This window comes from Dactylosporangium sp. NPDC049140, from assembly GCF_040648435.1.
This window is the reverse complement of record NZ_JBEZDS010000001.1, coordinates 16,816-42,516: the sequence shown is the minus strand read 5'-3', so window position 1 is coordinate 42,516 and position 25,701 is coordinate 16,816. Positions and strand designations below refer to the sequence as shown.

Here is a 25,701-nt window from a genome sequence, read left to right as displayed (position 1 = left end):
GCGCTCGGACACGGTGGACAAGGCGACGCTCTCCGCCGGCGAAGCCGCCTGACGGCACGGCATTGACGCGATAAGTCGGGCGCTCCGCGCCGCGACTTATCGGACTTATCGCCTGACGGGCCATAAATGCGATTTGGTGGCATTCGAAGGCGCGACGCCAGGCCGGGGACTTCGAGTGGTCGAAATGGTCAGATTCGGGGCGCCCAGGGGCGAGCTTCGTTGCCGTGGTTTCGAGCGGTCGGGATGCTCTGATTCGGCTGCGGGTGGTCGAGCTGCGATGAAGAAGCCGAAGCGCGGCCAAGAGACGGCCGGCGGTGGAGATCCGCCGTCCAGAGCGCGCCGCTGCCCTGGCGGGCATGCTCGGATTCGGTGTCGTCCGCGGGTGAGACCCGCACGTCGAGATGCGATAAAGAACCGGCGTGCGACCAGATAGGCGGCCGGCGGTGGATAAGCGCCGCGGCGGGTAATCTCCGCGCGCGGAAGGAGCGGAGCCGGCCGGGTCAGGCGGTGTCCGACAAGGCGTCCGGCGGGGCCACGGGCCCGTCGAAGTGCATGTCGGCCAGCGCGGCCTGCAACCGTGGCAAGTCGTCGTCGGCGAGTTGGAACGACGCTCGGCAGATCTTGTCCACCCACAGTGACACGACCACCGTGCCCCGCGCGGGATGGCACGTCACGCGCATGGTGCGGTCGCCGCCGCGTCGGTCCTCGAATACGTCGCCCGATTTGGGCAGCGCCACCAGCTCACCCATGCATCGATGGTGCGGCACCTAACGCCGGTTCAGCAAGCGTTCGGTGCCGCCTCATCCACGAGATCGCCCGGACCCTCAGTCAGCGACCGGTATCACTGCGCTCGGCGACGGGTGCTCGATGACGACGCGGGCGGGGTGCGGTACACCCGAATCGCGATCCAACTCGAGCAGCGCCACGGTGTTGGAGTGCTGGTTCGCCACGCACAGGGCGCCGTCCAGCACCGCGAAGTGGCGCGGGTAGGTGCCGCCGGTGCTCACCTCGTCCACGGGCAGGAGGCCGCCGCCCTCGACGGAGAAGGTCGTGATCGTGTCGTTGCCGCGGTTGGCCACGTAGAGGTGCCGGCCGTCGCGGGAGAGTGCGATCTCGCTCGGCAGGTTGTCGCCGACCGGCTGCACGAGGCAGGAGGGCTTCACGTCCAGCAGTTCGAAGCCGGAGGTGTACGTCGCGACGGTCGACGACAGCTCGTTGGCGACGAACACGCGGCCGTCGGGGTGGAACACGAGGTGCCTCGGGCCGCTGCCCAGCGGCTGGACCGTCGTGGTGCGCAGGTGCTCCAGGCGGCCGTCGGGCGTCACCCGGTAGTGCACGATCGCGTCCATGCCGAGGTCGACCGCGTGCAGCGTAGTGCCGCGGATGGTCACCTGATGGGCGTGCGGGCCTTCCTGCCGGTTCGCGTTGATGCTCGCGCCCGCGTGCTGGGCCACGTCGGTCGGGCCGTCGAGCCCGCCGTCCGGCCGCAGCGCGAACACCGCGACGCTGCCGGTGGCGTAGTTGGCCACGAACAGCCGGCCGTCGGCGACCGCGGCGTGGCACGGGGAGCCGCCGCCGGACGGCAGCGTGTTGATCAGCTCGCCGCCCGGGGTGAAGGCCGAGACCTGGCCGCCGTCGAGCTCGCCGACGGCGTACCGCACGCCGCCCGGGCCCACGGCGAGGTAGCTCGGCGCGGGCGTCCGCACCGGCGGGGCGAGCGGCTTGAAGTCGTCGTCGTAGGTGGAGTACAGATCTGCGTAGGAGCCGATGAGCAATGGCACCCGACCAAGCCTAGGCTCCGTGCCATGGGTGTGCAGCGCGGACGGCCCCTGATGCCCGGATATGGCATCGAGGAGAGCGACGACGGCCTGCTCGACTGGGAGACGGTGCTCGGGCGGCTGCGGGAGTCGCACAACTACTGGGTGTCGACGGTCCGCCCGGACGGACGCCCCCACGCGATGCCCGTCTGGGCCGTCTGGGTCGACGACGCCGTGTGGTTCTCCAGCGGGCGGCACTCGCGGAAAATCCGAAATCTGCAGGTCAACCCGGCGTGCACCGTCACGACCGAGAGTGGCGCCGAGCCGGTGGTCGTCGACGGCCGGGCGGAGGTCGCCGACGCCGTTCCGGCCGTGCTCGACGCGTACCACGAGAAGTACGGCTCGGGGATGGAAGTGCCGGGCAGCGCGATCGTGCGCGTGGCGCCCAGCGAGATCTTCGCGCTCGAGGAGGCCCGGTTCGCCCGGACGCCGACCCTCTTCCGGGGGTGGGGCTAGCACTACCATTGATTCAGGTGCTGCCTGGTTCGATCACGGCGCCCGGACCCGCAACGCTGAGGTGCATGACAGTTCTGGCTTCTGCGGAACGCACGAGCGACTTCACCGCCCTGTCCCAGCGGATCCGCACGGCCGGACTGCTCGACCGGCGGCCCGGCTACTACGCCCTGCGGCTCTCGCTGGTCGGCGCCCTCTACGCCGGGGGCTGGGCCGGGCTCGCGCTCAGCCACAGCCTGTGGTTCGCGGTCGTCCTCGCCGTCGCGTACGCCCAGCTCGCCCTGGTCGCCCACGATCTCGCCCACAAGCAGATCTTCCGCGGCCGGCGCTGGTCGGAGGGGCTGGGCATCGCCGTGGGCAACTTCGGCATCGGGATGAGCTACGGCTGGTGGATGAACAAGCACACCCGCCACCACGCGAACCCCAACCACGAGGACGAGGACCCGGACGTGGCGCCGGACATCCTCGTGTGGTCGACGCGGCAGGCCGAGCGTGCGACCGGGCCCGCGAAGTTCATCGGCGGGCACCAGGCGCTGCTGTTCTTCCCGCTGCTGCTCCTGGAGGGCTTCAGCCTGCACGTGGCCAGCGCGCGGGCCCTGGGCACCGTGAAGCGGCGCCGGCTGGAGAGCTTCCTGCTGTACGGCCACTTCGCCGTCTACCTCGCCGTCGCCTTCCTGGTGTTCTCCCCGGGCATGGCGATCGCGTTCATCCTGATCCACCAGGCGCTGTTCGGCCTGTACCTCGGGATGACCTTCGCCCCGAACCACAAGGGCATGCCGATGCTCACCGCCGAGGACGAGCTCGACTTCCTGCGCAAGCAGGTGCTCACGTCGCGTAACGTGCGTGGCGGCGTGTGGCTGGACGTCGTGCTCGGCGGCCTGAACTACCAGATCGAGCACCACCTGTTCCCGAACATGCCCACGCCGAACCTGCGCAAGGCCCAGCCGATCGTGCAGGAGTACTGCGAGGAGATCGGCGTGCCGTACCACTCGGCGACGTTCGTGGGCTCCTACGCCCAGGCCCTGCGCCACCTGCACGAGGCCGGCGCGCCGCTGCGGCGGTAGCGTCGGGGGCGTGGATCATCTCGCCCTTGCCGACTACCGGGCCCGGGTCGCCGCCATGTACCTCGCCGACGAGGACCTGGCGGCGTTCCGGGTCCGTCGCGACGACCTCTTCGCCACCCACTCCCAGTCGGCGGCGCCCGGGCCGCTGCGGTACTTCCCGCCGTCCGACGAGTTCGTCGCCACCGTCCCGGTGACGCCCGCCGAGGGCAGTCTCGAGATCGCCACCGGCGGCCCGGACGGCGTGCTGCGCTACGAGCGCGCCGGCATCCTCGACACGCCGTGGGGGCCGCTGACCCTGTTCTGGCTGGCGGCGTACGGCGGCGGGCTGTTCCTGCCCTTCCGCGACGGTACGAGCGGCCGGGAGACCTACGGCGCGGGCCGCTACCTCACCGACACGGTGAAGGGCACGTTCGGCCGCGGGGTGATACCCCTGGCCGACGGCCGGGTGCGGCTGGACTTCAACTACGCGTACAACCCGTCGTGCGCCTACGACGACGCCTGGGCCTGCCCGCTCGCGCCCTTCGAGAACCGCCTGACGGCCCCGATCCGCGCCGGCGAGCTCTCCTATGAACAGCAGCCCTAGCGGCGCCGGGCCCGCGACGCGCGCAGGCGGCGCAGGCGCTGGACCACGAGCGGGTCGTGGGCCAGCGCCAGCGGATTGTCCAGCAGGGCGTTGAGCAGCTGGTAGTAGCGCGTCGTGCTCAGCCCGAAGGTGTCGCGGACGGCCTGTTCCTTCGCGCCCGCCTGGCGCCACCACTGCTTCTCGAAGGCCAGGATCTTCTTGCCGCGCTCGTCGAGCTCGGCCGGCTCCTCGGCCACCGCGATGTCCGGGCGCGGCGCCGGCTCGTCCCCGTCGAGGAAGTCGTCCTGCAGATCGTCCTCAGTGGACTGCTGGGCCGGGATGCGGGCCGCGGCCAGGTCCTCACCCACGCCGCCCACCCTATCGGGTGAGGGCCTTGATCACCCACTACGCAACGCGCTTGCCCACCCAGCTCAGGTCGGGGGCGGACCAGAACAGGTCGCGCAGGGCCTTGTCCGCCTCGTCGCGGGTGAAGTTGGCGCTCGCCTCCTGCTCGTCCGGGACCCACAGGGTCACACCGCCGGGCCGCCCGGCGCGGGCGAACGTGTGCGCGGGGGCCGCCCCGGTCGAGGCGATCACCGTGCAGCTGTGGGTGCGGTCGGTCGTCATCGAGGTGAGCGAGTACAGCCAGCCGCCGGGCCGCGGGTGCACGCCGGCCACCAGGTTGCCGGCGAAGCGCTGGGGTACGTCGGCCAGGTGCATGGTCAGCGGGAGGCCGGCCAGGGTCGGCGCCATCGAGCGGGCCACCCGCAGCACGAGATCGGCCTGGTTGGGCAGCTGGTACGCCGTCACGCGCATCGGCCGCTCGTCGTGCCGCCACGACACCATCGCCATGTCCGCCGTCACCAGCAGGCGGCCCTGCTCCGTGCCGACGGGGACCGGATCGCCCTCGCCGTCGTTGTCGAAGTGCTCGCCGATGACCCAGGTGATGCCGGGCGGGGGCGAGTGGTCCTCGGGGTACGCGGCGCCGGCCGGCAGCCAGCTGCGCCGCGAGGCGAAGCCGGCCGGCTCGGCGCCGGAGCCGGCGGGCGCGGGGGTGCAGCTGACCTCGCGGTACTGCTCGGTGAGCCCGTCGGGCAGCCAGCCGGGCCCGAACAGGAACGGGATGCCGTCCGGCCGGAACACCGTGGGGGCGGGCGACGGCGCGCGCGAGGCCGAGGGCGCTCCCGAGGCGGACGGCGCGGCCACTCCGGCGGTGCCGCCGGAGCCGGAGCGGGCCAGCAGCGGCGCGCCGATCGCGGTCGCGGCGGCCGCGCCGCCCAGGGCGCCCACGCCGGCCAGGACCAGGCGGCGCTGGCGGTGGACGCGGGCCCGGGCCGCGATGCGGGCCCGGATGCGCTCGGGCGGCGGCGCGGTCGCGGCGATGGCTTCGAAGGCCGCGCGGATGAGCGGGTCGGTCATGCGGAACTCCTCGAAAGTTGGCGCAGCGTCGCGAGGCCGCGCGCGGCGTGGCTGCGCACCGTCGCCGGGCGGCAGCCGAGCAGGTCGGCGATCTCCGGGTCGGACAGGCCCTCGTAGTACCGCAGCGCGATCACGATCCGCTGGCGCACCGGCAGCCCGGCGAGCCGGCGGATCATGGCGTCGCGCTCGTCGACGGCGGTGGCCGGGTCGGCCAGCGGGGCGCCGACCGCGTCGAGCGCCATCAGTGACATGGGCACGACCCGGGCCGCCCGGCGGCGGCGCCACGAGGCGAGCTCGTTGACGATCATGCGTTTGACGTACGCCTCCGGCACGTCCGCCGCGGAGATGCGCGCCCACCGCGTCTGTGCCCGGGCGAGCACCTCCTGCACGATGTCCTCGGCGAGGTGCGGGTCGCAGGCGAGCACGGTGGCGTACCGCAGCAGGGCCGCCAGCCGCGCGCTGAGAAACTCTTCGAACTCCATCGCCCCTAGAGACGCACACGCCCCGCCGTTTGTGCAGCGCCTCCCGGCGACAATTTCCCGCCGCCGCTCGGTGGCGAGCGAGAAGCGGCCGGGCGACCCCGGCCGGCCGGGAGGCGCAGGCGGAGATCTTGAGGGGGTGTGGGTGGAGCGAAGCTCCTCCACCGCGAGCGAAGCGAGCCAGAGGTACAGCTCAGGCGGTGACGATCTTCACGCCGGCCTCGCGGAACGCGTCGAGGGTCGGCGGGGTCGCGTTGGAGTCGGTGACCAGCGTGTCGATGCGGTCGATCGGGCAGATGCGGGCGAACGCGTGCCCGCCCAGCTTGGAGCTGTCGGCGATGATCACGACCCGGCGGGCGCGGGCGACCATGAGGCTGTTCATCGCGGCCTCGCCCTCGTGGTGGGCGGCGGCGCCGAGGGTCACGTCGAGCGCGTCGACGCCGAGCAGGGCGATGTCGAGCGTGACGTCGCGCAGGATGTTGCCGCCGAGCGGGCCGACGAGCTCGAAGGACTGCGGGCGCACCACGCCGCCGGTCACGACGATCTTCATCCGGGAGCGCACGAGCAGCTCGTTGGCGATGTTCAGCGCGTTTGTGACAACGGTCAGCTGGGCGTCGTCGACGCCGCCGGTCAGCTCGGGGCGCACCGCGAGGGCGCGGGCGACCTCGGTCGTGGTGGTGCCGCCGTTGAGCGCGACCACCATGCCCGGCGAGACCAGGGCGGCCGCGGCCGCGCCGATGCGCTGCTTCTCCGGGGCGTGCTTGGCGGTCTTGTACCGCAGGGGCAGGTCGTAGGACACCCCGTTGGCGACGGCCCCGCCGCGGGTCCGCGTGATCATCTGCTGCTGCGCGAGCTGGTCGAAGTCGCGGCGGATCGTGGCCTGGGACACGTCGAGGCGCTCGGCCGCGTCCTCCACGCTGATCCGGCCGCTGGCCGTGAGGACCTCGAGGAGTGCGTTCCAGCGCGCGTAACGGTCCACGCGGCCCCCTCCTCTGCGCGTACGGTGCGAGATGTGTGCACAATGATGCGCGAAACGGCCGGTAAACGCAAAGGCAACTGCGCGAACGAACGCACGCGTTACGGTTGCCAGCCCGGCCGACGGTGCGCGATGATGCGCAAACCGGAAGGTTTGTTGCCAGTAACGAACGGGCGAGGGTAGAGCCGCACATGACGCAGACCGTGATCGCCCTCGACGTCGGGGGCACCGGGATCAAGTGCGCACTGGTGGGGGCCGACGGCGACGCGCGGCACACGGTCCTGCACGCCGAGCGCCACCCCACCGGGGCCGAGCGGGGCGGTGCGGCCGTCATCGCGACGATCCTGGACATCGCCGAGGGCCTCGCCGCGACCGCGCGGGCCAAGGACCTGGAGCCGATCGGCGCCGGGCTGGTCGTGCCCGGGGTCATCGACGAGGTGAACGGCGTCGCCGTGTGGGCGGCGAACGTCGGCTTCCGGGACGTACCGCTGAAGGCTCTTCTGGAAGCCCGCCTCGGGCTGCCCGCGGCCCTCGGCCACGACGTGCGCGCCGGCGGCCTGGCCGAGGCGCGGCTGGGCGCCGGGCGGGGCGAGGACTATGTGCTCGTCATTCCGATCGGCACCGGGATCGCCGCGGCCAACGTGGTGCACGGCCAGGTCTACACGGGCGCGCACGGCGCCGGCGGCGAGATCGGCCACATCGTGGTGCGCCCGGGCGGCCGGGAGTGCGGCTGCGGCCAGCGCGGCTGCCTGGAGGCGATCGCCTCGGCGTCGGCCGTCGGCAAGCGGTACTCCGAGCAGGCCGGCCGCCCCGCCACCGCCGAGGAGGTCGCGCGCCTGGCCGCCGAGGGCGAGCCGACCGCGGTCGAGGTGTGGCGCGAGACGATCGACGCGCTCGCCGACGGGCTCATGACCGGCATCGCGCTGTTCGACCCCGCGGTGATCGTGCTCGGCGGCGGGCTGGCCGAGGCCGGCGAGGCCCTGCTCGCGCCGCTGCGGGAGGGCGTACACGCGCGGGTGACCTTCCACCGCGAACCCGAAATTACCCGCGCGGCCCTCGGCGATGAGGCCGGCTGCCTGGGAGCGGCACTGATCGCGCTGGACAATCTGAAGGAGCACAACGCATGACGGTGGTGTCCGGAGTCCGGGTCGTCGCGGGCGATCGCGTCATCGACAACGGCTTCGTCCGCGTGGAGGGCGAGCTGATCGCCGAGGTCGGGGAGTCCTACGAATCACCGAAGGCCGCCGTGGTCGTGCCCGGGTTCGTCGACATCCACGTGCACGGCGGCGGCGGCGCGACCTTCACCACCGGCGACGCCGAGGAGGCGCGCAAGGCGGCCGCGTACCACCTGAGCCACGGCACCACCACGATGCTGGCCAGCCTCGTCACCTCGCCGCCGGAGCTGATGATGAGCGCCACCAAGGCGTTCGCCCCGCTCGCGGCCGAAGGTGTGCTGGCCGGCATCCACTTCGAGGGCCCGTACCTGTCCCAGGCCCGCTGCGGCGCCCAGAACCCGGCCCACCTGCGCCACCCCTCCCTCGACGAGCTCAACGCGCTCATCGAGGCGGGCGAGGGCGCGGTACGCCTGGTGACGGTCGCCCCCGAACTGCCCGGCGCCCTGGACGCCATCCGGCTGCTGGTCGAGCGCGGGGTGGTCGCCGCCATCGGGCACACCGACGCCACCTACGAGGAGACGCTCGCCGGCGTCGAGGCCGGCGCGACGGTCGGCACGCACGTGTTCAACGGCATGCGCCCGCCCCACCACCGCCAGCCGGGCCCGGTCTTCGCCCTGCTCGGCGCGGCCGGCGTGGTCTGCGAGTTCGTCGCCGACGGCATCCACCTGCACGACGGCACCCTGGCCTTCGCCGCCTCGGTCACCGGCCCGGCCCGCGCCGCCCTCATCACCGACGCCATGGCCGCCGCCGGCATGCCCGACGGCACCTACGACCTGGGCGGGCAGAGCGTCGACGTCGCCGCGGGCGTGGCCCGGCTGACCCGCGACGGCGCGATCGCCGGCAGCACGCTCACCATGGACCGGGCCTTCCGCCGGGCCGTGGGCGCGGGCCTGTCGCTGGTGAACGCGTCGCGGATGGCCTCCGGCACGCCGGCCCGGGCGATCGGGCTCGGCGACACCGGGGAGCTGCGCGCGGGCGCGCGGGCCGACCTGGTGCTGCTCGACGAGGACCTCAACGTTCAGCGCGTGATGCGCGCCGGCTCCTGGGTGTCGTAGAAGGGTCCCGCCCAGCCGCTGCGCGTGAGGCGGGAGCCGAGCGGGATCGCGTCCCACGGCACCCGCCCCAGCACCCGGTCGAGGAACAGGCCGACCATGAGCCCGGCGATCCCGTCGGTGAGCCAGTGGAAGCTCAGGAAGGTCGTGGTGAACAGCACCACCAACGGGACCGTGTAGCGGAGCGCGACCACGACGCCGGGCCGCACGACGCCCGTGAGCATCGTGGCCAGCACGCCGTAGAACACGACGGTGTTGACGACGTGACCCGACGGGTAGGACAGGCCGGAGTCGATCCGGAAGAGCCACTCGGGGTGGCTGAGCACGTGGTTGCTCGGCGCGGTGCGGTCCGTCCACAGCTTCAGCGGGCCGATTGTCACGTAGGTGATCAGCTCCGCGCCGATGAACGGCAGGAACGGGCGGATCGTGTGCCGGGACCGGCTCAGGAAGAAGGCGGCGATCGCGACCAGCGGGGTGAGCACGGCACCGCCCTGGCCGAGCAGGTTGCCGATCCGCAGCGCGATGTAGAACCAGTGGGGCCGGTGCGCGTCGGCGAAGTCGCGCACGGCCAGGTCCGCGCTCAGCAGCGGCGTCTTCGCGGCCAGCAGGAACGTGACGAGGGCGAAGCCCGCGACCAGGAGCGCGTCGAACCACCAGCCGGCGGGGCGGACAGGACGAAGCTCGAGGCGCACGAGCGCAAACGGTACCCGAACATGCGGAAAGGGCCCGGTCGCCCGGGCCCTTTGTGCACAGCATCTCTACACTTCGTCAACTACAAAAGGCTCCGCAGCTGCTCGGCGATCCGGTCGATGCGCACGCCCGAGTTCGGGCAGCCGCGCGCCAGCCCCGTCTGGTCAGGAAGAAGCGTCGACCGTCCCGCCGGTATGAGCCAGAAGGCCGCCCAGTCCCAGCCGCGTCGTCACCACGGTGAGCAGGTCGTCGGCGCGCAGCACGTAGGAGTCCGGCGGGGCCCAGACCGTCCGGCGCTGCCCGTCGGTGGCGACCGCGAGCACCCGTACCTCCCCGACGTCCTGGGCCGTGGCAACCGGGCGCCCGTCCAGCCGCGAGCCGGCGACGATCGGCACCTCGGCCAGCAGCAGCACCCGGCGGCCGACCGGGATGGTGCCGATGACCTCCCGCTCGAGCAGCGCGGCGGCGAAGGCGGGGGCGGCGAGGTACGACACGCTGCGCGAGGCGGTGATGCCGAAGGCGCGCTGCACGCGGTCGGCGAACCGGCCGTCGAAGAGCCGCAGGATGACCCGCAGGTCGGGCTTGAGCGCCCGGCTCTCCAGCGCCGCCTCCAGGTTGGCCTGGTCGTCGGTGGAGACGACCACCAGCGCCCGGCAGGTGTCCACCGACGCGGCGCGCAGCGTCTCGACGTTGCTGGCGTCGCCGACGATGAACGGCACCCCGCGGCTGCGGGCCGCCTGCGCGCCGCGCGCGTTCTCGTTGCGGTCGATCACCACGACCGGCACGCCGAGGTCGACGAAGGAGTGCATGACGCGGGTGCCGACGTTGCCCAGCCCGACCACGACCACGTGCCCGGAGACCGGCTCGCGCAACCGGCCGAGCGCGAGGGCGAGCCGCGCGTTGACCACCGCCTCCACCACCGCGGCCGTGATCACCGGGATCAGCGCCACGTTCACCAGGCCGAGCAGCGTGGTGACCAGCTTCTCCGGCCAGTGCGACTCGAGGTCGGGGCTCGCCCCGGTCAGCTCGGCCAGCAGGGTCACGTAGGCGGCGTTCCACCAGCTGATGTGCTTGTAGTGGGCGATGATCGCGGTGCCGGCCGCGAGCATGGCCACCAGGACCAGTGCGGTCAGCCACAGCTTGCGCCCGACCAGGCCGCGCAGCGTGTGCAGGGGACTGCGCAGCTGACGGCGCCACCAGCGGCGCAGCCGGCTCTCGCGCACCGCGGGCGGCCGGTCCGGGCGCTCACCCCGCTCGATGACCGTGGCCGCGCGCTCGCCGTTGGCGACGGCCAGTACAAGATCGGCGTTGTCTTTGGGCAGGAGCTCGGCATCGGTGCGGGCCAGCCCGCAGACGACGTCCTCCGGGCGCACCTCGGCGCGGCGGGCCACGAAGAGGGTGCGCTGCGCGACCCGCACGTGCACCGGCGCGACCTCGCCCAGCGCCTCGGAAACGAACGCGGGCGCGGCCATCTGGGCGTCGGAGAGCACGCGCACGTCGGCGAAGTTGCGCCGCACGCTGTGGCCGAGGCGCAGGTTGAACATCCGGATCACCAGGCGGATGCGCGGGTTGAGCTCCTGCGCCTGCAGGGCCGCGTCGAGGTTGCCGATGTCGTCCTGCTTGACCAGCGCGAGCGCGTCGGCCCCGGCCAGGTCGGCCCGCTCGAACGCCTCGGTGTCGGGCCGCTCGGCCTCGATCACGCGGCCGCCGGGCCCGTGCTCGGCGAGCAGCCGGACGATGTCGGGGCCGTGCCGGCGCTTGGCGCTGGGCAGGATGACGGTGACGTGCACGCCGTACTGCTGGACGAGCTCGGCCACGAGCCGGTGCGCCAGCGGGTCGTCGCCGCACACCACGACCCGCTTGGCCGGGGCGTGCACGACGTGGCGCTCGGTGGCGCCGACCGGCTCGATCGACCACGGACGGGTGATCGCCTGAACGCGTGGAAGGTTGCCCCGCAGCCGCCTCATCAGCCACGACTCGGACGTCACGGGCCGATCCTAGCGAAGATCACCAGTTTCCGAAGACCCGCGATCTCGTTGGTCCCGGCGAATCGCATTGTCGACCAGATGGGTATTCGAGAATGAACACGTGGCTTCGCCGGACGGTTGGGACGGTCGGAATCGCGGGTGGCACGTGGTGGGCGACCTGCCGCTGGTCGGCAGCGATGTGCTCAAGAACGACGCGGTGACGGGCGTGCCGGTGATCGGCGGCGTCGGCCCACGCCGGGCGTGAGCACCTCCGCGGTGGCGAACCGCCTCGTGCCGACCGGCGCCCTGCCGCCGGCGGCGAGCAACCTGCCGCTGGTCGCGGAGTCCGCGGCGTACTCGCCGCGGCACGCGGAGTCCTCCTACACGCCGCAGCACGCCCAGACCGAGGCCCTGCCCGTGATCACCGGTCTCCCGGTGGTGGGCGGCCTGGCCCAGGGCGCGCTGCCGTTCTTCAGCGGCATCGTGGGCTGATTTCCTCCGCGCAGGGCCGGTCCGGACTTCCGGGCCGGCCCTTTGCGTGTCAGCGGACCTTCTGCTGCTCGGCGTAGTTGGCCAGCCACTCCACCTGGGTCGGGTCCAGCGACGGGCGCACCCGCGAGCGCGCCAGCTCCACGTGCTCCGCGGTCACCTCCGTCGCGTCGAGGGACTCGCGCATCGCGGCCAGCGCCGACTCCCGCACCAGGGCCGCGCAGTCCGCGGCCGAGAAGCGGTCCAGCGACGCGGCCAGGGACGCCAGGTCGACGTCCGGGGCCAGCGGAACCGACTTCGCCGCCGCGCGCAGGATCTCGGCCCGGGCGTCGGCGTCCGGCGGCGGTACGAAGACCAGCCGCTCCAGCCGGCCCGGGCGCAACAGGGCCGGGTCGACAAGGTCGGGCCGGTTCGTCGCGCCGATGACCACCACGTTGCGCAGCGACTCCACGCCGTCGAGCTCGGTCAGCAGGGCCGCCACCACGCGGTCGGTCGTGCCGCCGTCGGTGGCCTGGCCGCGGGTCGGGGCCAGGGCGTCCACCTCGTCGAGGAAGACGAGGGTCGGGGCGGCCTCGCGGGCGCGGCGGAACAGCTCGCGGACCGCACGCTCGGACTCGCCGACCCACTTCGACAGCAGCTCGGCGCCCTTGACCGAGAGCACGTTGGCCTTGCCGGTGCCCGCGATCGCCTTGACCAGGAACGTCTTGCCGCAGCCGGGCGGGCCGTAGAGCAGCACGCCGCGCGGGGGCTCGACGCCGAGGCGGGAGAAGGCGTCCGGGTAGGACAGCGGCCACAGCACCGACTCGGTAAGCGTCTGCTTCACGTCGACCATGTCGCCGACGTCGTCCAGGGTCACCTTGGCCAGCTCGAGCGAGCTCTCCGCCATCGACGTCGGCCGGACCACCTCCAGCGCGGCCTCGAAGTCGGCCATCACGACCTGCGGCGTCTCGGCCTCGCGGCGGTGGCGCAGCGCGGCGCGTACCCCCGCCTCCCGGGCCAGCGCGGCGAGGTCCGCGGCCACGAAGCCGGGCGTGCGGGAGGCGACGTCGTCGAGCTTGACGTCCTCGGCCAGCGGCATGCCCCGGGTGAGCACCGTGAGCTGCTCGCGGCGCAGCGCCGCGTCGGGCAGCGGCAGCGAGATCTCGTGGGCGAGCAGGCCGGGGGAGTGCAGGGCGGGATCGACCGACTCGGGGCGGCTGGTGGTGCACACCACCGCCTCGCCCTCGCGGATCAGCTCGCCGAGCAGCTGGCGGAAGACGGTGGAGAGCGGGCCGGGCTGGTCGCGCGGGGCGAGGGCGTCGACGTCGGAGATCAGCAGGATCGCCGGGCCCGGGGCGCGCATCTCGTCGGCCGCCTTGCGCAGGCGCGCGGCCGCGTCGTTGTTGGTCAGGGCCGCGATCTCGGGCGCCCACAGCGGCACCACCTGGGCGTCGACCTGGGCCGCGACCGCGTGCACGAGCGCCGACTTGCCCGAGCCGGCCGGGCCGGTGACGAGCACGCCCAGCGAGACCGTGGTGCCGAGCTTGGCCAGCACCTCGCCGTGGTGGAAGCCGAGGTCCAGCAGCTCGATGAGCTGCTCGCCCTGGGCGCGCAGGCCGGGCAGGTCGTCCAGGGTGGGCACCGGGCCGGTCGGGGTCACGCTCGGCGTGGCCGGGGCCGGCGCGGAGGCGGGCGTGGCCATCACGCCGCCGGGCGCGTGGGTCGCCTGGCCGTACAGCCAGCCGACCGCGGTGTCCATGGTGACCAGCGCGCCGGCGTCGGGCTCGGCCGCCGAGACGTTGAGCAGCGCGCTGGTGAACGCGTAGCCGACGGTGTTGGACAGGCTGCGCCGGGCCGCCTCCACGAGACCGCGATCCACCATGTGTACCGCCGGCGCCGACACCGACAGCGTGCCCAGCGAGACGTCCTGAGGCAGCAGCGACACATTGTCGCCGACCGTGACGACCTTGCCCAGCAGCGCCAGGCGCAGCATCTCCGGCGACACGACCGCCGTGATCTCGGCCGGGCCCGACAGCGTGACCGTCGAGGCCGCGCGCAGCGGGGCGGCCGCGACGGTGACCTGGCCGCCGTCGCGCAGCCCGAGGTTGCCCAGTAGCAGGTCGTCGGCGTAGAGCAGGGCGCGGCTGGCCCCGGGCTCGGCCACCGCGACGATTCCGGCCGAGGTACGCCGCCCGGTGAGCGAGATCGGATCGCCCGGGCGCAGGCCGAGCGCGGTGAGCACCTCCGGGTGCAGGCGCACGACGCCGCGGCGGGCGTCGAGCGCGGCCGGGCGCAGGCTGGCAGTGAGCGTCAAGGTCGCCGACACGAGTTCGAGCGTAGCCGTTGCTGAGAAGGGCCTGAGTCTTTCGGCCGCCCGCAACATCGGGTGCGTACGTTTGGCCAATGCGATTTCGTCTCCCGGGCCTCAGCCGGCGCCAGGTCATCGCCGGCGCCGTCGGGATCGTGCTCGTCGCGGGGCTGGTGGCGTGGGCCGCGGCCCCCGCGCCCAAGAGCTACCGCACGAGCGACCGGATGCTCACGGTTCACACCGGCCCCGGCGACGCCGCCGAGGTGACCCTCGACACGACGCTCTACCTGCCCAAGTCCGCGAGCGCGGACCATCCGGCGCCGGCGATCCTGCTCGCGCACGGCTTCGGCGGCACGAAGCAGAGCGTGAAGAGCGATGCCGAGCTGTACGCCGAGCAGGGCTACGCCGTGCTCGCGTGGACGGCCCAGGGCTTCGGCCGCTCGACCGGCGAGATCCACCTCGACAGCCCCGACTGGGAGGTCAAGGACGCCCAGCGGCTCATCGACTGGCTCTCGGCGCAGCCGGAGATCGCCAAGTCGGGCAACGATCCAAAGGTGGCCGCGGTCGGCGGCTCCTACGGCGGGGCGCTGTCGCTGCTGCTGGCCGCCCAGGACGCCCGGGTCGACGCCATCGTGCCGATGATCACCTGGAACGACCTGGTGAACGTGTTCCTGCCGGGCGGGGTGTTCAAGAAGCAGTGGGCCGGGCAGTTCTTCGGCGCCACCGAGGACCCGACGAACCCGCAGTGCGGGCGCTTCGCCGCGGACCTGTGCCGGGCCTACCTCGACATCGCCACGACCGGCAAGGCCACGCCGGCCGCGGAGGCCCTGCTGCGCAAGTCCTCGCCGTCGTCGGTGCTCGACAAGGTCAAGGCGCCGACGCTGCTGATCCAGGGGCAGGTCGACACGCTGTTCCCGCTCAGCGAGGGCGACGCGAACGCGCGCGGGATCGCCGCCACCGGCACTCCGGTGCGGGTCGCGTGGTTCACCGGCGGCCACGACGGCGGCACCGGCCCCCAGTCCGAGGTCGACCGGCTGCGCCTGCTGAGCGGCCAGTGGCTGGACCACTACCTCAAGGGCAACGGCCCGGCGCCCGCGAACAGCTTCACCTACTCCCGCGTCTCCGGCCTCAACGCCCAGGGCCGCGGCCTGGTCACCGCCGCCTCCAAGGTGGACACCTACCCGGGCATCAACAGCGGCGGCACCGCGGTCGACCTGAGCGGGGCCGCCCAGCCGATCGCCAACCCGCCCGACGGCAACCCGGCCGCGATCTCGTCGCTGCCGTTCGCCGGACTGTCGAGCCTGCTGGGCTCCAGCGGCCTGGCCGACGGCATCTCCCAGGAGATACCCGGCCAGCACGCCGACTTCGTCTCGGCCCCGCTGGGCGCCGCGCTCGACACCACCGGCGCCCCGCGGGTGCAGATCCGCGCGGCGTCGCCGACCGGCGAGGCGACGCTGTTCGTGAAGCTGTACGACATCCCGGCCAAGGGTGCCCCGACGATCCCGGATGGGCTGATCGCCCCGATCAGGCTCACGGGGCTGCCGAAGGACATCGCGGATGCGGTACCGATGACCGTCATCCTGCCCGCCGTCGTGCACCGCTTCGAGGCCGGCAGCCGGATCGGCGTCACCGTGGCGACCGCCGACAGCGCCTACTGGTCGCCGTCCGAGCCGGCCGTGTACACCGTCGCGGTCGCCGGGGCGCTCACCCTGCCCGCGGTCGCCGGCACGCCGATCGCGAACCCGGACGTCATCTGGCGCTACGTCCTGGCCGCACTCGTCGCCGCGATCGCCCTGGCGCTCGTCGCCGCCGTGCTGCTAGCCCGCCGGCGGGCCCGGCGCATCGACCGCAGCGTCGCCGCCGAGCACGTGGACACGCCGCTGGTGGTGCGGGGGCTGCGCAAGGAGTACAAGAACTTCGTCGCGGTGGCCAAGGTGGACTTCACCGTCCGGCGCGGGCAAGTGGTCGGGCTGCTGGGGCCGAACGGGGCCGGCAAGACGACCTCGCTGCGGGTCCTGATGGGGCTGACCCGGCCGACGGCCGGCGAGATCCTGGTCTTCGGCCACCGGCTGCTGCCCGGCTCGCCGGTGCTGTCGCGGGTCGGCGCGCTGGTCGAGGGGCCGGGCTTCCTGCCCCACCTGACCGGCAAGCAGAACCTGGAGCTGTACTGGCAGGCCACCGGGCGCCCGGCCGAGGACGCGCACCTCGAGGAGGCGTACGACATCGCGGGGCTCGGCAACGCGGTGCACCGGCGCGTGAAGACGTACAGCCACGGCATGCGCCAGCGCCTCGCGATCGCCCAGGCGATGCTCGGCCTGCCGGAGCTGCTGGTGCTCGACGAGCCGACGGACGGGCTCGACCCGCCGCAGATCGCCGAGATGCGCAAGGTGCTGCGCCGCTACGCCACCGGCGGCCGGGCCGTGCTCGTCTCCAGCCACCTGCTCGCCGAGGTGGAGCAGACCTGCACCGACGTGGTGGTCATGCACCGCGGCGAGGTGGTCGCGGCCGGGCCGGTCGACGACATCGTGGGCGACTCGCCGACGGTGCAGCTGGACGTGTCCGACGTGGACGCGGCCGAGAAGGTCCTCGAGGAGCTGGCCGGGGTGCGCTCGGTGGCCTGGTCCGGCGGGCAGGGCCTGGTCGTCGACATCGACGGCACACCCCGGGCCGAGGTGGTCGCGGCGCTGGTGCGCGCCGGGGTCGGCATCGACCGGGTCACGCCGCGGCGGCGGCTGGAGGATGCGTTCCTGTCCCTGGTGGGCGGGGACACCAAGGCGAGCGGAGAGCGGGAATGAGTGTCATCGGCGGTGCGGTCGGCTACCGGCCGGGCGCGACCCTCTCGCTGTGGACGGAGATCAAGCGGCAGGGCGCCCGGCGGCGCAACCAGTTCGCGCTGGGCTTCATGGTCCTGCTGCCGCTGATCATCCTGACCGCGTTCCAGCTCGACAGCGGCGGCGGCGATGACAACGGCGGCGGCAACGGCGAGTTCTCCCGCCTCTCCGACCTGGCCACGAGCGGCGGCCCGAACTTCACGCTGTTCACCCTGCTGGTCTCGGCCGGCTTCCTGCTCGTCGTCGTGGTCGCGCTCTTCCACGGCGACACCGTGGCGTCGGAGGCGAGCTGGGGGAGCCTGCGGTACCTGCTGGCGATGCCGGTCCCGCGCTCCCGCCTGCTGGGCATCAAGCTCGCCGTGTCGCTGCTCTACAGCCTGGCCGCGATCCTGATCCTGGTCGCGACGGCGCTGGCCGCGGGGACCCTGCGCTACGGCTGGGCGCCGCTGAGCGCGCCGGTCGGCGGGGAGATCGCGGCCGGGACGAGCGTGGTGCGGCTGCTGGAGATCGTGGCGTACCTCTGCATCACGCTGCTGGTCGTGGCCTCGCTGGCGTTCCTGCTGTCGGTGTCGACCGACGCCCCGCTCGGCGCGGTCGGCGGCGCCGTGCTCCTGCAGATCCTGTCGAACATCCTCGACCAGATCACCGCGCTCGGAAACTTGCGCACGGTCCTGCCGACGCACTACGCCGACGCCTGGCTGGGCCTGCTGTCCAGCCCGATGCAGACCGACGACCTGGTCAAGGGCGCGATCGCGTCCCTGGTCTACGCCACCGTCTTCTTCTCCCTGGCCTGGTGGCGTTTCCTGCGCAAGGACGTCGTCAGCTGACCCGCGTTGGACGGGCCCCTACCGGCGGGTAGGGTGCCCGTCCATGCGGATCTCCGCCTTAGCCGGCGCGTGCGTCCTCGCCGCCGGGCTCGCCGCCCTCGCGGCCGGGCTGTACTACGACCAGGACCACATCTTCCAGTGGACGCACTTCGCCGAGAGCTCGAACCTCACCGAGGGCCCGGTGGAAGCGCAGACCGCGAAGATCTTCACCCTGATCGGCGCGATCGCGAGCGCGTTCGGCGCGACAGTGGCGGCGGGCAGCGCGGCCCTGGCCCGGCTCGGCGGCCGCACGGGTGCCTGGGTCCTGCGGCTGACGTCGGTCCTGCTGCTGGTCCTCATGCTGCTCGTCACCGTGGTCCTCGTGGTGGGCTCTCTGACCGGCGAGGCCCCGGTCGCGATAATCGACACGCCGTGGTGGCTGCTGAGCGCCGAGTGGGGCGCGCTGATCATGGCGATTCTGGGCGCCGGTACCGCGACGGCCCAGCTGTGGCGCTTCGTCCCCGCGGATCAGGCCGACGCGGCGTAGCCCGGGACGGTCCGCATCGGGGGGCGGTCCGGATGGGCGACCGGCGTCTCGTGGGGTACCACCGCGGAGTTCCGGCGCTCGAACTGCGTCAGCGTCGGCCAGAGGGCGTGGCTCGGGGAGATGCGGGCGTTGATCGTCTGCAGGATCGTGGCGGCCATGCGGCCCAGGGCGGCCGTGTCCTGGTGGCCGTGGGTGCGCTGGCCCAGGTCGACCTGGGCGACCGCGTCGAGGCCGTGCGCGCGCCAGGCGTCGACGAGCAGGCCCGTCTCCACGCCGTAGCCGGCCGCGAACGGCAGCGACTCGAGCAGCGTCCGCCGGGCCGCGTACTCGCCGGCCAGCGGCTGGACCACGCCCGCGAGCTCCGGGAAGTGCGCGTTGAGCAGCGGGCGGGCGGCCAGCTCGGTCACCCGGCCGCCGCCGGCCGCGGAGACGTCGAGCAGGGGCCGGTCGTAGAACGCCTTCACCATCAGCGTGGCCGGGTCGGCCAGCAGTGGGCCCAGCAGGCCCGTCACGAAGTGGGGGCGGAAGTCGGTGAGGTCGGCGTCGACGTACACCAGGATGTCGCCCTTGGTGACCGCGAGAGCCTTCCACAGCACCTCGCCCTTGCCCGGCCGGGAGCCGGTCGCCGGGAGGATGTCGTCGCGGTGGTGCACGGTGGCGCCCGCGGCCGCGGCGACCTCGGCGGTGCGGTCCACCGAGCCGGAGTCGACCACGATCAGCTCGTCGACGATGGGGCCCAGGGAGCGCACTCCGGTGACGATCTCCCCGACCGTCGGCTCCTCGTCGAGGGCGGGCAGCACCACGCTGACCCGGGTGTCGCCCTTCGCCGCGAGCACCTCGTCGGCCGGCCAGTCGGACCAGCGGGAGGTGCGCCGCGCGAACCAGTCCGCCGCGATCGGGTGCATGAGTGAACGCTAGCCGCGCCCACCTCGTGAGATGACTCATACCCGGCGGGCGGTGGTGCCCCTTACACTCGTCTGAGCACCACATCACAACTCAATACCTCATCCAGAGGGGCAGAGGGATACGGCCCGATGAAGCCCCGGCAACCCCTGCGACGCGCTGCTCGAAGACGAGGCTCGTCGCGGTAGGTGCCAAATCCGTCCCGGCGCACGCCCGTGCGGCCTGGGAAAGATGAGAGGAAGGCCTCCGCCATGACCTCGACGCTCAGCGTCTTCACCGGCTCACCCGCCCGCAACCTCGTCTGCCGCGGATGTGGAGCCACCTTCCCGCTCGCCGCGCAGCACGCGTGTTACGAGTGTTTCGGCCCGCTGGAGGTCGGCTACGACGCCGAGGCGCTGGCCAAGGTGACCCGGGAGCAGATCGAGGCGGGCCCCCAGAACATCTGGCGTTACGCGCCGCTGCTGCCCGTCGGGATCGACCCGGAGAGCCGGGTGACCCTCGACCCGGGCCTCACCCCGCTGGTGCGCGCCGACGGGCTGGGCAAGGAGCTCGGGTTCACCGCGCCGCTGTACGTCAAGGACGACTCGGCCAACCCGACCCACTCGTTCAAGGACCGCGTCGTCTCCGTGGCGCTGACCGCGGCCAAGGCGCTGGGCTTCACGCGGTACTCCTGCGCCTCCACCGGCAACCTCGCCAACAGCGTCGCCGCGCACGCCGCGCGGGCCGGCGTGCCCTCGACCGTGTTCATCCCGGCCGACCTGGAGCCCGGCAAGGTCGTCATGACCGCCGTGTACGGCGGCGAGCTGGTCGCCATCGAGGGCTCCTACGACGAGGTCAACCGCCTGTGCTCGGAGCTCACCGAGACCGACGAGTTCGAGGACACCGCGTTCGTCAATGTGAACGTGCGGCCGTTCTACGCCGAGGGCTCCAAGACCCTCGGGTACGAGGTGGCCGAGCAGCTCGGCTGGCGCATCCCGGCCCAGGTGGTCATCCCGATGGCCAGCGGCGAGCTGCTCACCAAGATTGACAAGGCGTTCACCGAGCTGGTCGAGATCGGGCTCGTCCCGGCGACCGAGTGGAAGGTGTTCGGCGCCCAGTCGGCCGGGTGCAACCCGATCGCCAAGGCGCTGCACGACGGTACCGACGAAATCATCCCGGTCAAGCCGACCGGCATCGCCAAGTCGCTCAACATCGGCGACCCGGCGGCCGGGGTCTATGCGCTGGAGTCCGTGCGGCGCACCGGCGGCTGGATGGAGTACGTCGGCGACGACGAGATCCGCGCCGGCATCCAGCTGCTGGCCCGCACCGCCGGCGTCTTCGCCGAGACGGCCGGCGGGGTCACCGCCGCGGTGCTCAAGAAGCTCGTCGAGTCGGGCCGGCTCGACCCGAACGCCGAGACGGTCATCTTCAACACCGGCGACGGCCTCAAGACCCTCGACGCGGTCGCCGGCCTGGTCGGCCCCACGCACCGGGTCAAGCCGTCGCTGAAGGCGGCCCGCGAGGCCGGCCTCCTCGGATGATTTTTTAACTGCGGCGATCACCGAGCGTTGAACTGCGGAGAGCGCTTCCACGCTCGGACGAGGACCACCTCGTCCGAGTTGGGGAGGCGGTCGACACCGAGCGTGACCGGCGGTGCGCGGATCGTCGGATGGGTGACTTGACGCCCCAGGGCCCGGGGTTCAGGATGCTCGGTGCGGGAGGACGCGTCGCCTCGGACCCCTGGGTCCGCGACCACAACACCGGAGGTGTTGGCGAGCGTCCTCTCGACCAATTTCCGGGCATAAATGGTTTGCCGTGGCCGCTCGCCCGGAGCCACCCTGGCGGGCATGGCCCAATCAACACTCGAGATCGACGAAGTGCGCGCCGACGACCCGGCGGCCGTCGACGCGGTGTTCGAGATCGTCAACGAGTCCGTCCGGGCTGACCTGCCGGACCTGCCGCCGAACTGCCGCTACCAGTACGACATGCAGTGGCTGATACCGCCGCCGCGCGCGGTCCGCCGCCGCTTCCTCGCCCGGCACGGCGACGAGCCGGTCGGCGTCGCCGAGCTCGACCTGCCCCGCCACGACAACCTCGACAAGGCCCACGTCGACGTCCAGGTGCACCCGGCCCACCGCCGCCAGGGCATCGGCCGGGCCCTCTTCGCCCACGCGACCGCCGCCGCCCGCGCCGACGGCCGCACCGGCGTGCTCGGCTTCAGCCCGGTCGCGGCCGGCTCCAGCGGGTTCGCCGAGGCCGCCGGGGTGACCAATCGCCTGCTCGACGCGCGGCGCCGGCTGCTGCTCGCCGACGTCGACGAGGGAACGCTCGACCGGCTGTACGCCGAGGGCGTCGCCAAGTCCGCCGGGTACGCCCTCGTGCACTGGGGCGCCACCCTGCCGGAGGAGTACGTGGAGGACCTCGCCGCGCTGGACAGCTCCTTCCTGGAGGAGACCCCGATGGGCGAGCTGGACTACCAGCCGGAGCGGGTCGACGCGGAGCGGCTCCGCACCCAGCAGGCGGCGTACGTCGCGTGGGGGGCGCGGCGCTACGAGGCCGGCCTGGTGCACGAGGCGACCGGCCGGCTGGTGGCGTGGACGGCGATCCGGGTCACCCGCACCGTCGGCTGGCACGCCTGGCAGCTGATCACCCTCGTGCACCCGGCGCACCGCGGCCACCGCCTCGGGCTCGTGGCCAAGGTCGCCAACCTGCGGGCGATGCGCGCGGCCGAGCCGGCGGTGACCACGATCGACACCTTCAACGCGGCCGACAACTCATACATGATCGCCATCAACGAGGCGATGGGCTTCCGCTTCGCCGATCACTGGGCGAACTGGCAGGGTGCGATCGCACCCTGAGATCACCCGGGGTTGCCCGGCCGCGGGAACTCGTCAGATGGTCGGCGGGCCCGCTCCGCGGTGGCAGGATGGCGCCATGGAGAACTCACACCCCATGTTCGCCAGCCACGCCGACACGCTGGAGCGGGCGCTGACCGCGATCGCCGAGCGTGCGTACTGGTCCAACTATCCCGAGTCGCCCAGCCCCCGCATCTACGGCGAGCACGCGGCCGCCGACGGCGAGGCCGCGTTCCGGGCCTACCTCGGCACCGACTTCCCGCTCAAGGACCAGCCCGGCATCACCGACTGGGTCGCGACCGAGACTTCGCCCTTCGGCATCGCGCTCGACGTGCGCTACCCCCACCTCGACCTCGACACCGCGTTCGCCGCGCTCGCCGAGGGCATGCCCGCGTGGCGCGCGGCCGGCCCCCGGGCCCGTGCCGGCGTCGCCCTGGAGATCCTGGCGCGGCTGCACAAGGCCGCGTTCGAGCTCGCCAACGCCGTGCACGCCACCACCGGCCAGGCCTTCGTCATGGCGTTCCAGGCCGGCGCGCCGCACGCGTTCGACCGGGCGCTCGAGGCGGTCGCCTACGCCTACCGCGAGATGACGCGCACCCCGGCCACCGCCGACTGGCAGAAGCCCGCCGGCAAGGGTCAGACGCTGCACATGGCCAAGACCTTCCATGTCGTACCGCGCGGGACCGCCCTGGTCGTCGGCTGCAACACGTTCCCGACCTGGAACTCGTACCCGGGCTTCTTCGCGTCGCTGGTCACGGGCAACCCCGTGATCGTCAAGCCGCACCCCCGGGCCGTCCTGCCCCTGGCCATCACCGTGAAGATCGTCCGCGAGACGCTCGCCGACGCCGGCTTCGACCCCAACCTCGTGCTGCTGGCCGCCGAGGCGCCCGGCGAGGGGCTGGCCAAGACGCTGGCCCTGCGCCCCGAGGTGCGCATCATCGACTTCACCGGCTCGACCGAGTTCGGCGACTGGCTGGAGGACAACGCCCGCCAGGCCGTGGTCTACACCGAGAAGGCCGGCGTCAACACCGTGGTGGTCGACTCGACCGACGACTTCGCCGGAATGTGCCGCAACATCGGGTTCTCGTTGGTGTTGTACTCCGGGCAGATGTGCACCACTCCGCAGAACATTCTCGTGCCCGCCGGGGGCATCGCCACGAACGAGGGGCACAAGAGCCTCGACGACGTCGCCCAGGGCATTGCCGGGGCCGTCTCGGCGCTCACCGCCGACCCCGCCAAGGGCGTGGAACTCACCGGCGCAATCGTGAACGAGGGCGTTCTGGAAAGGCTCCAGAAAGCCGCGGCGATCGGCGACGGAGTGCTCGAATCCTCAGACGTTTCACACCCCGCATATGCGTCGGCGACGGTCCGCACTCCGCTCATCCGGAAACTCGGCGCGGGCGATGAGCAAACCTATGGATCGGAGTGGTTCGGGCCCATTTCCTTCGTTGTCGCCACCGATTCCACGGCGGGCAGTCTGCGGATCTTTGCCGACACCGTCGGCAAGAAGGGCGCATTGACCGCTTCGGTGTATTCGACATCGCCGGAGGTCCTCGACGCCATGGAAGATGCCGCTCTACTTGCTGGTGTGCATCTGTCAGTCAACCTTACGGGCGGCGTCTTCGTGAACCAGTCGGCGGCGTTTTCCGACTTCCACGCCAGCGGTGCCAATCCGGCGGCCAATGCCGCGCTGACCGACGCGGCCTACGTCGCGAGCCGCTTCCGCGTGGTTCAGTCACGCCGTCACGTGTAGCGCCGAAAGTTACTAACACGTAGTCGCCGGGCGATGCTTGACCCGGCAAGGAAAGGTCGCCGAGAAGGCATGCTCGGCGACCTTTTCGTACTGTTTGATTCGTGACCTTGCTGTCCGATTTGGGCCTGTCGGCGGTCGGGTCACTCCTGTACCGTGCGGTTCGGTCGTCGTTCCTTCGTCGGTTCCACCCCCGGACCCGGCGGCTGTGGGTCGGCAGGCCCGGGCTGGTCCCCACAGCCAGCCGGAAGGCAGTAGGACCGAAGTAGAGGAAGTGCACCGTGGCACAGGGCACCGTCAAGTGGTTCAACAGCGAGAAGGGCTACGGGTTCATCGCGGTCGACGGGGGGCAGGACGTGTTCGTCCACTTCTCCGCGATTCAGATGGACGGCTACAAGTCGCTGGAGGACGGACAGCGGGTCGAGTTCGAGATCGCGCAGGGTCAGAAGGGTCCGCAGGCCGAGCAGGTCAAGTTGCTGATGGCCTGACCCGCTACTCCCGTAAACCCGCCGGGGCACCGTCCTCATTGATGAGGAACGGTGCCCTGAGTCCTTTCTCCGGTGCCCGATTTATTGGTAATCGCGCGCTTCACGACCCCGGGCGGGAATTGCGGACTACGACGGATCTGCGATGATCCGCGGTCACCAGGACGAGGCGGCCTGATAGGCAGGCGTCGCCACCGGGTTCAGGGGGCCCGAATCCCCGGTGAGGATCGCGTGCTGCAGCCGAGTGAGCCAGTCGGCCGGTTCGAGGCCGAGCTCGCGCACCATCGAGGCGCGCAGCCGGCGGAAGAGGTCCAGCGCCTCAGCGCGCCGGCCCGCCGTGTAGAGGGCGACCATGAGCTGGCCGTGGAACCGTTCGTGGGTCGGGTGCTCCGCCACCAGGCCGGTCAGCTCGCTGATCAGCATGGCGTGCCGCCCGAGGCGCAGGTTGGCCTCGATCCGCAGCTCGCGCACCCGCAGCACCTGCTCGGCCAGGCGGGCCACGTGGACGCCGAGCAGCGGTCCGGTCTGCACGTCGGCGAGCGCCGGCCCGCGCGAGCGCTCGAGCGCGGCCCGGAACTGCATGGCCGCGATGTGGAACTGGTCGTGCTGCATGGCCTCGATGCCGGCCTCCGAGAGCCGCTCGAAGTCGTGCAGGTCCAGCTGTCCGTGCCCGAGCCGGAACTGATATCCGACCGGCGCGGTGAGCAGGACGTTCTTGCCCGAAGGGCGGGTGCCGTCGGCCGCCGCGGCGTCGAGCATGCGCCGGATGCGCAGGACGTAGGTCTGCAGCGTGTTCACCGCGCTCGCCGGCGGATCGTCGTCCCAGAGCTCTCGGATGAGCTCGGAGATCTTGACCGGGCGGTTGCCCTGCAGCAACAGTGCCGCCAGGACCTTGCGTTGTTTCGCCGCCCGCGGTGTCAGGTCTTTCCCGTTGTGCTCGACCTCCAGAGGGCCCAGGACGCGAAAATGCACGAAAACTCCCCGCAGTTAGTGCGCGTTCAACAATGTCACAAGATTGACATCTCTCTATCGTAGACCGAGATTACACCTCCGCGGGTCTTTATGTGGGTTCGGCGGCCCTGGTGATGTATTGCCAGGTCAGGGGACTTCCGCCA

24 protein-coding genes and 1 riboswitch are annotated in these 25,701 nt (G+C 72.2%); of the genes, 13 read left to right on the top strand and 11 right to left on the bottom strand.

All coding sequences use genetic code 11. The features are described 5' to 3' along the window. Positions 1–500: 500 nt before the first annotated feature. Both AB0B76_RS00200 and AB0B76_RS00195 read right to left on the bottom strand, forming a co-directional pair. The gene (locus AB0B76_RS00200) at positions 501–749 is read right to left on the bottom strand and encodes a hypothetical protein (RefSeq protein ID WP_360366813.1); all 249 of its coding nucleotides are present in this window, start codon (positions 747–749) and stop codon (positions 501–503) included. Between the two features lie 75 nt (positions 750–824). Further along, the gene (locus tag AB0B76_RS00195; RefSeq protein WP_360366810.1) at positions 825–1,781 is read right to left on the bottom strand and encodes a lactonase family protein; all 957 of its coding nucleotides are present in this window, start codon (positions 1,779–1,781) and stop codon (positions 825–827) included. A 24-nt stretch (positions 1,782–1,805) separates the two neighbouring features. On the opposite strand from AB0B76_RS00195, the gene AB0B76_RS00190 reads away from it, so the two are divergent. The 3 genes from AB0B76_RS00190 (at position 1,806) to AB0B76_RS00180 (ending at position 3,917) form a co-directional block, all read left to right on the top strand. Further along, on the top strand, positions 1,806–2,273 hold the full coding sequence (locus tag AB0B76_RS00190) for a pyridoxamine 5'-phosphate oxidase family protein (protein WP_360366807.1): 468 nt from the start codon (positions 1,806–1,808) through the stop codon (positions 2,271–2,273). A 65-nt stretch (positions 2,274–2,338) separates the two neighbouring features. Next, positions 2,339–3,334, top strand: a complete 996-nt coding sequence (locus AB0B76_RS00185) for an acyl-CoA desaturase (protein WP_360366804.1) — start codon at positions 2,339–2,341, stop codon at positions 3,332–3,334. 10 nt (positions 3,335–3,344) lie between these two features. Beyond that, positions 3,345–3,917 carry a DUF1684 domain-containing protein gene (locus AB0B76_RS00180; RefSeq protein WP_360366801.1) on the top strand — a complete coding sequence of 191 codons (573 nt, stop codon included), beginning with the start codon at positions 3,345–3,347 and terminating at the stop codon, positions 3,915–3,917. On the opposite strand, the gene AB0B76_RS00175 is transcribed toward AB0B76_RS00180, so the two are convergent. The 4 genes from AB0B76_RS00175 to AB0B76_RS00160 all read right to left on the bottom strand — a co-directional run bounded on the left by AB0B76_RS00175 (position 3,914) and on the right by AB0B76_RS00160 (position 6,773). After that, positions 3,914–4,264, bottom strand: a complete 351-nt coding sequence (locus AB0B76_RS00175; protein WP_360366798.1) for a DUF3263 domain-containing protein — start codon at positions 4,262–4,264, stop codon at positions 3,914–3,916. The genes AB0B76_RS00180 and AB0B76_RS00175 overlap by 4 nt on opposite strands. 37 nt (positions 4,265–4,301) lie before the next feature. After that, positions 4,302–5,315: a hypothetical protein gene (locus AB0B76_RS00170; protein WP_360366796.1), complete on the bottom strand. Its 1,014-nt coding sequence runs from the start codon at positions 5,313–5,315 to the stop codon at positions 4,302–4,304. Then, entirely contained in the window at positions 5,312–5,797 is a 486-nt protein-coding gene (locus AB0B76_RS00165) for a SigE family RNA polymerase sigma factor (protein ID WP_360366793.1), read from the bottom strand. The genes AB0B76_RS00170 and AB0B76_RS00165 overlap by 4 nt, the downstream gene beginning before the upstream one ends. Positions 5,798–5,987: 190 nt before the next feature. Beyond that, on the bottom strand, positions 5,988–6,773 hold the full coding sequence (locus tag AB0B76_RS00160; RefSeq protein WP_360366790.1) for a DeoR/GlpR family DNA-binding transcription regulator: 786 nt from the start codon (positions 6,771–6,773) through the stop codon (positions 5,988–5,990). 188 nt (positions 6,774–6,961) lie between these two features. Here AB0B76_RS00160 and AB0B76_RS00155 point away from each other — a divergent pair, with 188 nt between their 5' ends. Both AB0B76_RS00155 and nagA read left to right on the top strand, forming a co-directional pair. Continuing rightward, positions 6,962–7,897 (top strand): ROK family protein, encoded by a 936-nt coding sequence (locus tag AB0B76_RS00155; protein WP_360366787.1) that lies wholly within the window; start codon positions 6,962–6,964, stop codon positions 7,895–7,897. After that, complete coding sequence (gene nagA / locus AB0B76_RS00150) at positions 7,894–9,000, top strand: N-acetylglucosamine-6-phosphate deacetylase (RefSeq protein WP_360366784.1); 1,107 nt, start codon at positions 7,894–7,896, stop codon at positions 8,998–9,000. Before AB0B76_RS00155 ends, nagA begins: the two co-directional genes overlap by 4 nt. Here nagA and AB0B76_RS00145 read toward each other — a convergent pair. Continuing rightward, positions 8,964–9,689 (bottom strand): phosphatase PAP2 family protein, encoded by a 726-nt coding sequence (locus AB0B76_RS00145; protein ID WP_360366781.1) that lies wholly within the window; start codon positions 9,687–9,689, stop codon positions 8,964–8,966. The genes nagA and AB0B76_RS00145 overlap by 37 nt on opposite strands. Before the next feature lie 162 nt (positions 9,690–9,851). Beyond that, positions 9,852–11,675 carry an NAD-binding protein gene (locus tag AB0B76_RS00140; RefSeq protein ID WP_360366778.1) on the bottom strand — a complete coding sequence of 608 codons (1,824 nt, stop codon included), beginning with the start codon at positions 11,673–11,675 and terminating at the stop codon, positions 9,852–9,854. Between the two features lie 240 nt (positions 11,676–11,915). Here AB0B76_RS00140 and AB0B76_RS00135 point away from each other — a divergent pair, with 240 nt between their 5' ends. Beyond that, positions 11,916–12,146: a hypothetical protein gene (locus AB0B76_RS00135; RefSeq protein WP_360366775.1), complete on the top strand. Its 231-nt coding sequence runs from the start codon at positions 11,916–11,918 to the stop codon at positions 12,144–12,146. Positions 12,147–12,195: 49 nt separating this feature from the next. Here AB0B76_RS00135 and AB0B76_RS00130 read toward each other — a convergent pair whose 3' ends face one another. Then, positions 12,196–14,448: an AAA family ATPase gene (locus AB0B76_RS00130; protein ID WP_360366772.1), complete on the bottom strand. Its 2,253-nt coding sequence runs from the start codon at positions 14,446–14,448 to the stop codon at positions 12,196–12,198. Positions 14,449–14,525: 77 nt separating this feature from the next. Here AB0B76_RS00130 and AB0B76_RS00125 point away from each other — a divergent pair, with 77 nt between their 5' ends. Genes AB0B76_RS00125 through AB0B76_RS00115 form a run of 3 tightly spaced genes read left to right on the top strand, consistent with a single transcriptional unit; the run spans position 14,526 to position 18,614 of the window. After that, positions 14,526–17,225, top strand: a complete 2,700-nt coding sequence (locus AB0B76_RS00125) for an alpha/beta fold hydrolase (RefSeq protein WP_360366769.1) — start codon at positions 14,526–14,528, stop codon at positions 17,223–17,225. After that, positions 17,222–18,088, top strand: a complete 867-nt coding sequence (locus tag AB0B76_RS00120; protein ID WP_360366766.1) for an ABC transporter permease subunit — start codon at positions 17,222–17,224, stop codon at positions 18,086–18,088. The genes AB0B76_RS00125 and AB0B76_RS00120 overlap by 4 nt, the downstream gene beginning before the upstream one ends. A 43-nt stretch (positions 18,089–18,131) precedes the next feature. After that, positions 18,132–18,614: a hypothetical protein gene (locus AB0B76_RS00115; RefSeq protein ID WP_360366763.1), complete on the top strand. Its 483-nt coding sequence runs from the start codon at positions 18,132–18,134 to the stop codon at positions 18,612–18,614. Here AB0B76_RS00115 and AB0B76_RS00110 read toward each other — a convergent pair. After that, positions 18,596–19,519: a glucosyl-3-phosphoglycerate synthase gene (locus tag AB0B76_RS00110; RefSeq protein ID WP_360366760.1), complete on the bottom strand. Its 924-nt coding sequence runs from the start codon at positions 19,517–19,519 to the stop codon at positions 18,596–18,598. The genes AB0B76_RS00115 and AB0B76_RS00110 overlap by 19 nt on opposite strands. A gap of 96 nt (positions 19,520–19,615) precedes the next feature. Then, positions 19,616–19,755, top strand: a riboswitch (SAM riboswitch). A gap of 13 nt (positions 19,756–19,768) precedes the next feature. On the opposite strand from AB0B76_RS00110, the gene thrC reads away from it, so the two are divergent. The 4 genes from thrC to AB0B76_RS00090 all read left to right on the top strand — a co-directional run bounded on the left by thrC (position 19,769) and on the right by AB0B76_RS00090 (position 24,589). Further along, a complete protein-coding gene (gene thrC / locus AB0B76_RS00105) occupies positions 19,769–21,037 on the top strand; it encodes a threonine synthase (RefSeq protein ID WP_360366757.1) in 1,269 nt (422 codons plus the stop codon). A gap of 306 nt (positions 21,038–21,343) precedes the next feature. Beyond that, complete coding sequence (locus tag AB0B76_RS00100; RefSeq protein WP_360366754.1) at positions 21,344–22,354, top strand: GNAT family N-acetyltransferase; 1,011 nt, start codon at positions 21,344–21,346, stop codon at positions 22,352–22,354. A 76-nt stretch (positions 22,355–22,430) separates the two neighbouring features. Continuing rightward, positions 22,431–24,104: a phenylacetic acid degradation protein PaaN gene (paaN, locus tag AB0B76_RS00095; RefSeq protein ID WP_360366751.1), complete on the top strand. Its 1,674-nt coding sequence runs from the start codon at positions 22,431–22,433 to the stop codon at positions 24,102–24,104. 278 nt (positions 24,105–24,382) lie between these two features. Further along, on the top strand, positions 24,383–24,589 hold the full coding sequence (locus AB0B76_RS00090; RefSeq protein ID WP_360366748.1) for a cold-shock protein: 207 nt from the start codon (positions 24,383–24,385) through the stop codon (positions 24,587–24,589). A gap of 153 nt (positions 24,590–24,742) precedes the next feature. On the opposite strand, the gene AB0B76_RS00085 is transcribed toward AB0B76_RS00090, so the two are convergent. Next, a complete protein-coding gene (locus AB0B76_RS00085; RefSeq protein WP_360366745.1) occupies positions 24,743–25,558 on the bottom strand; it encodes an AfsR/SARP family transcriptional regulator in 816 nt (271 codons plus the stop codon). Positions 25,559–25,701 lie beyond the last annotated feature (143 nt).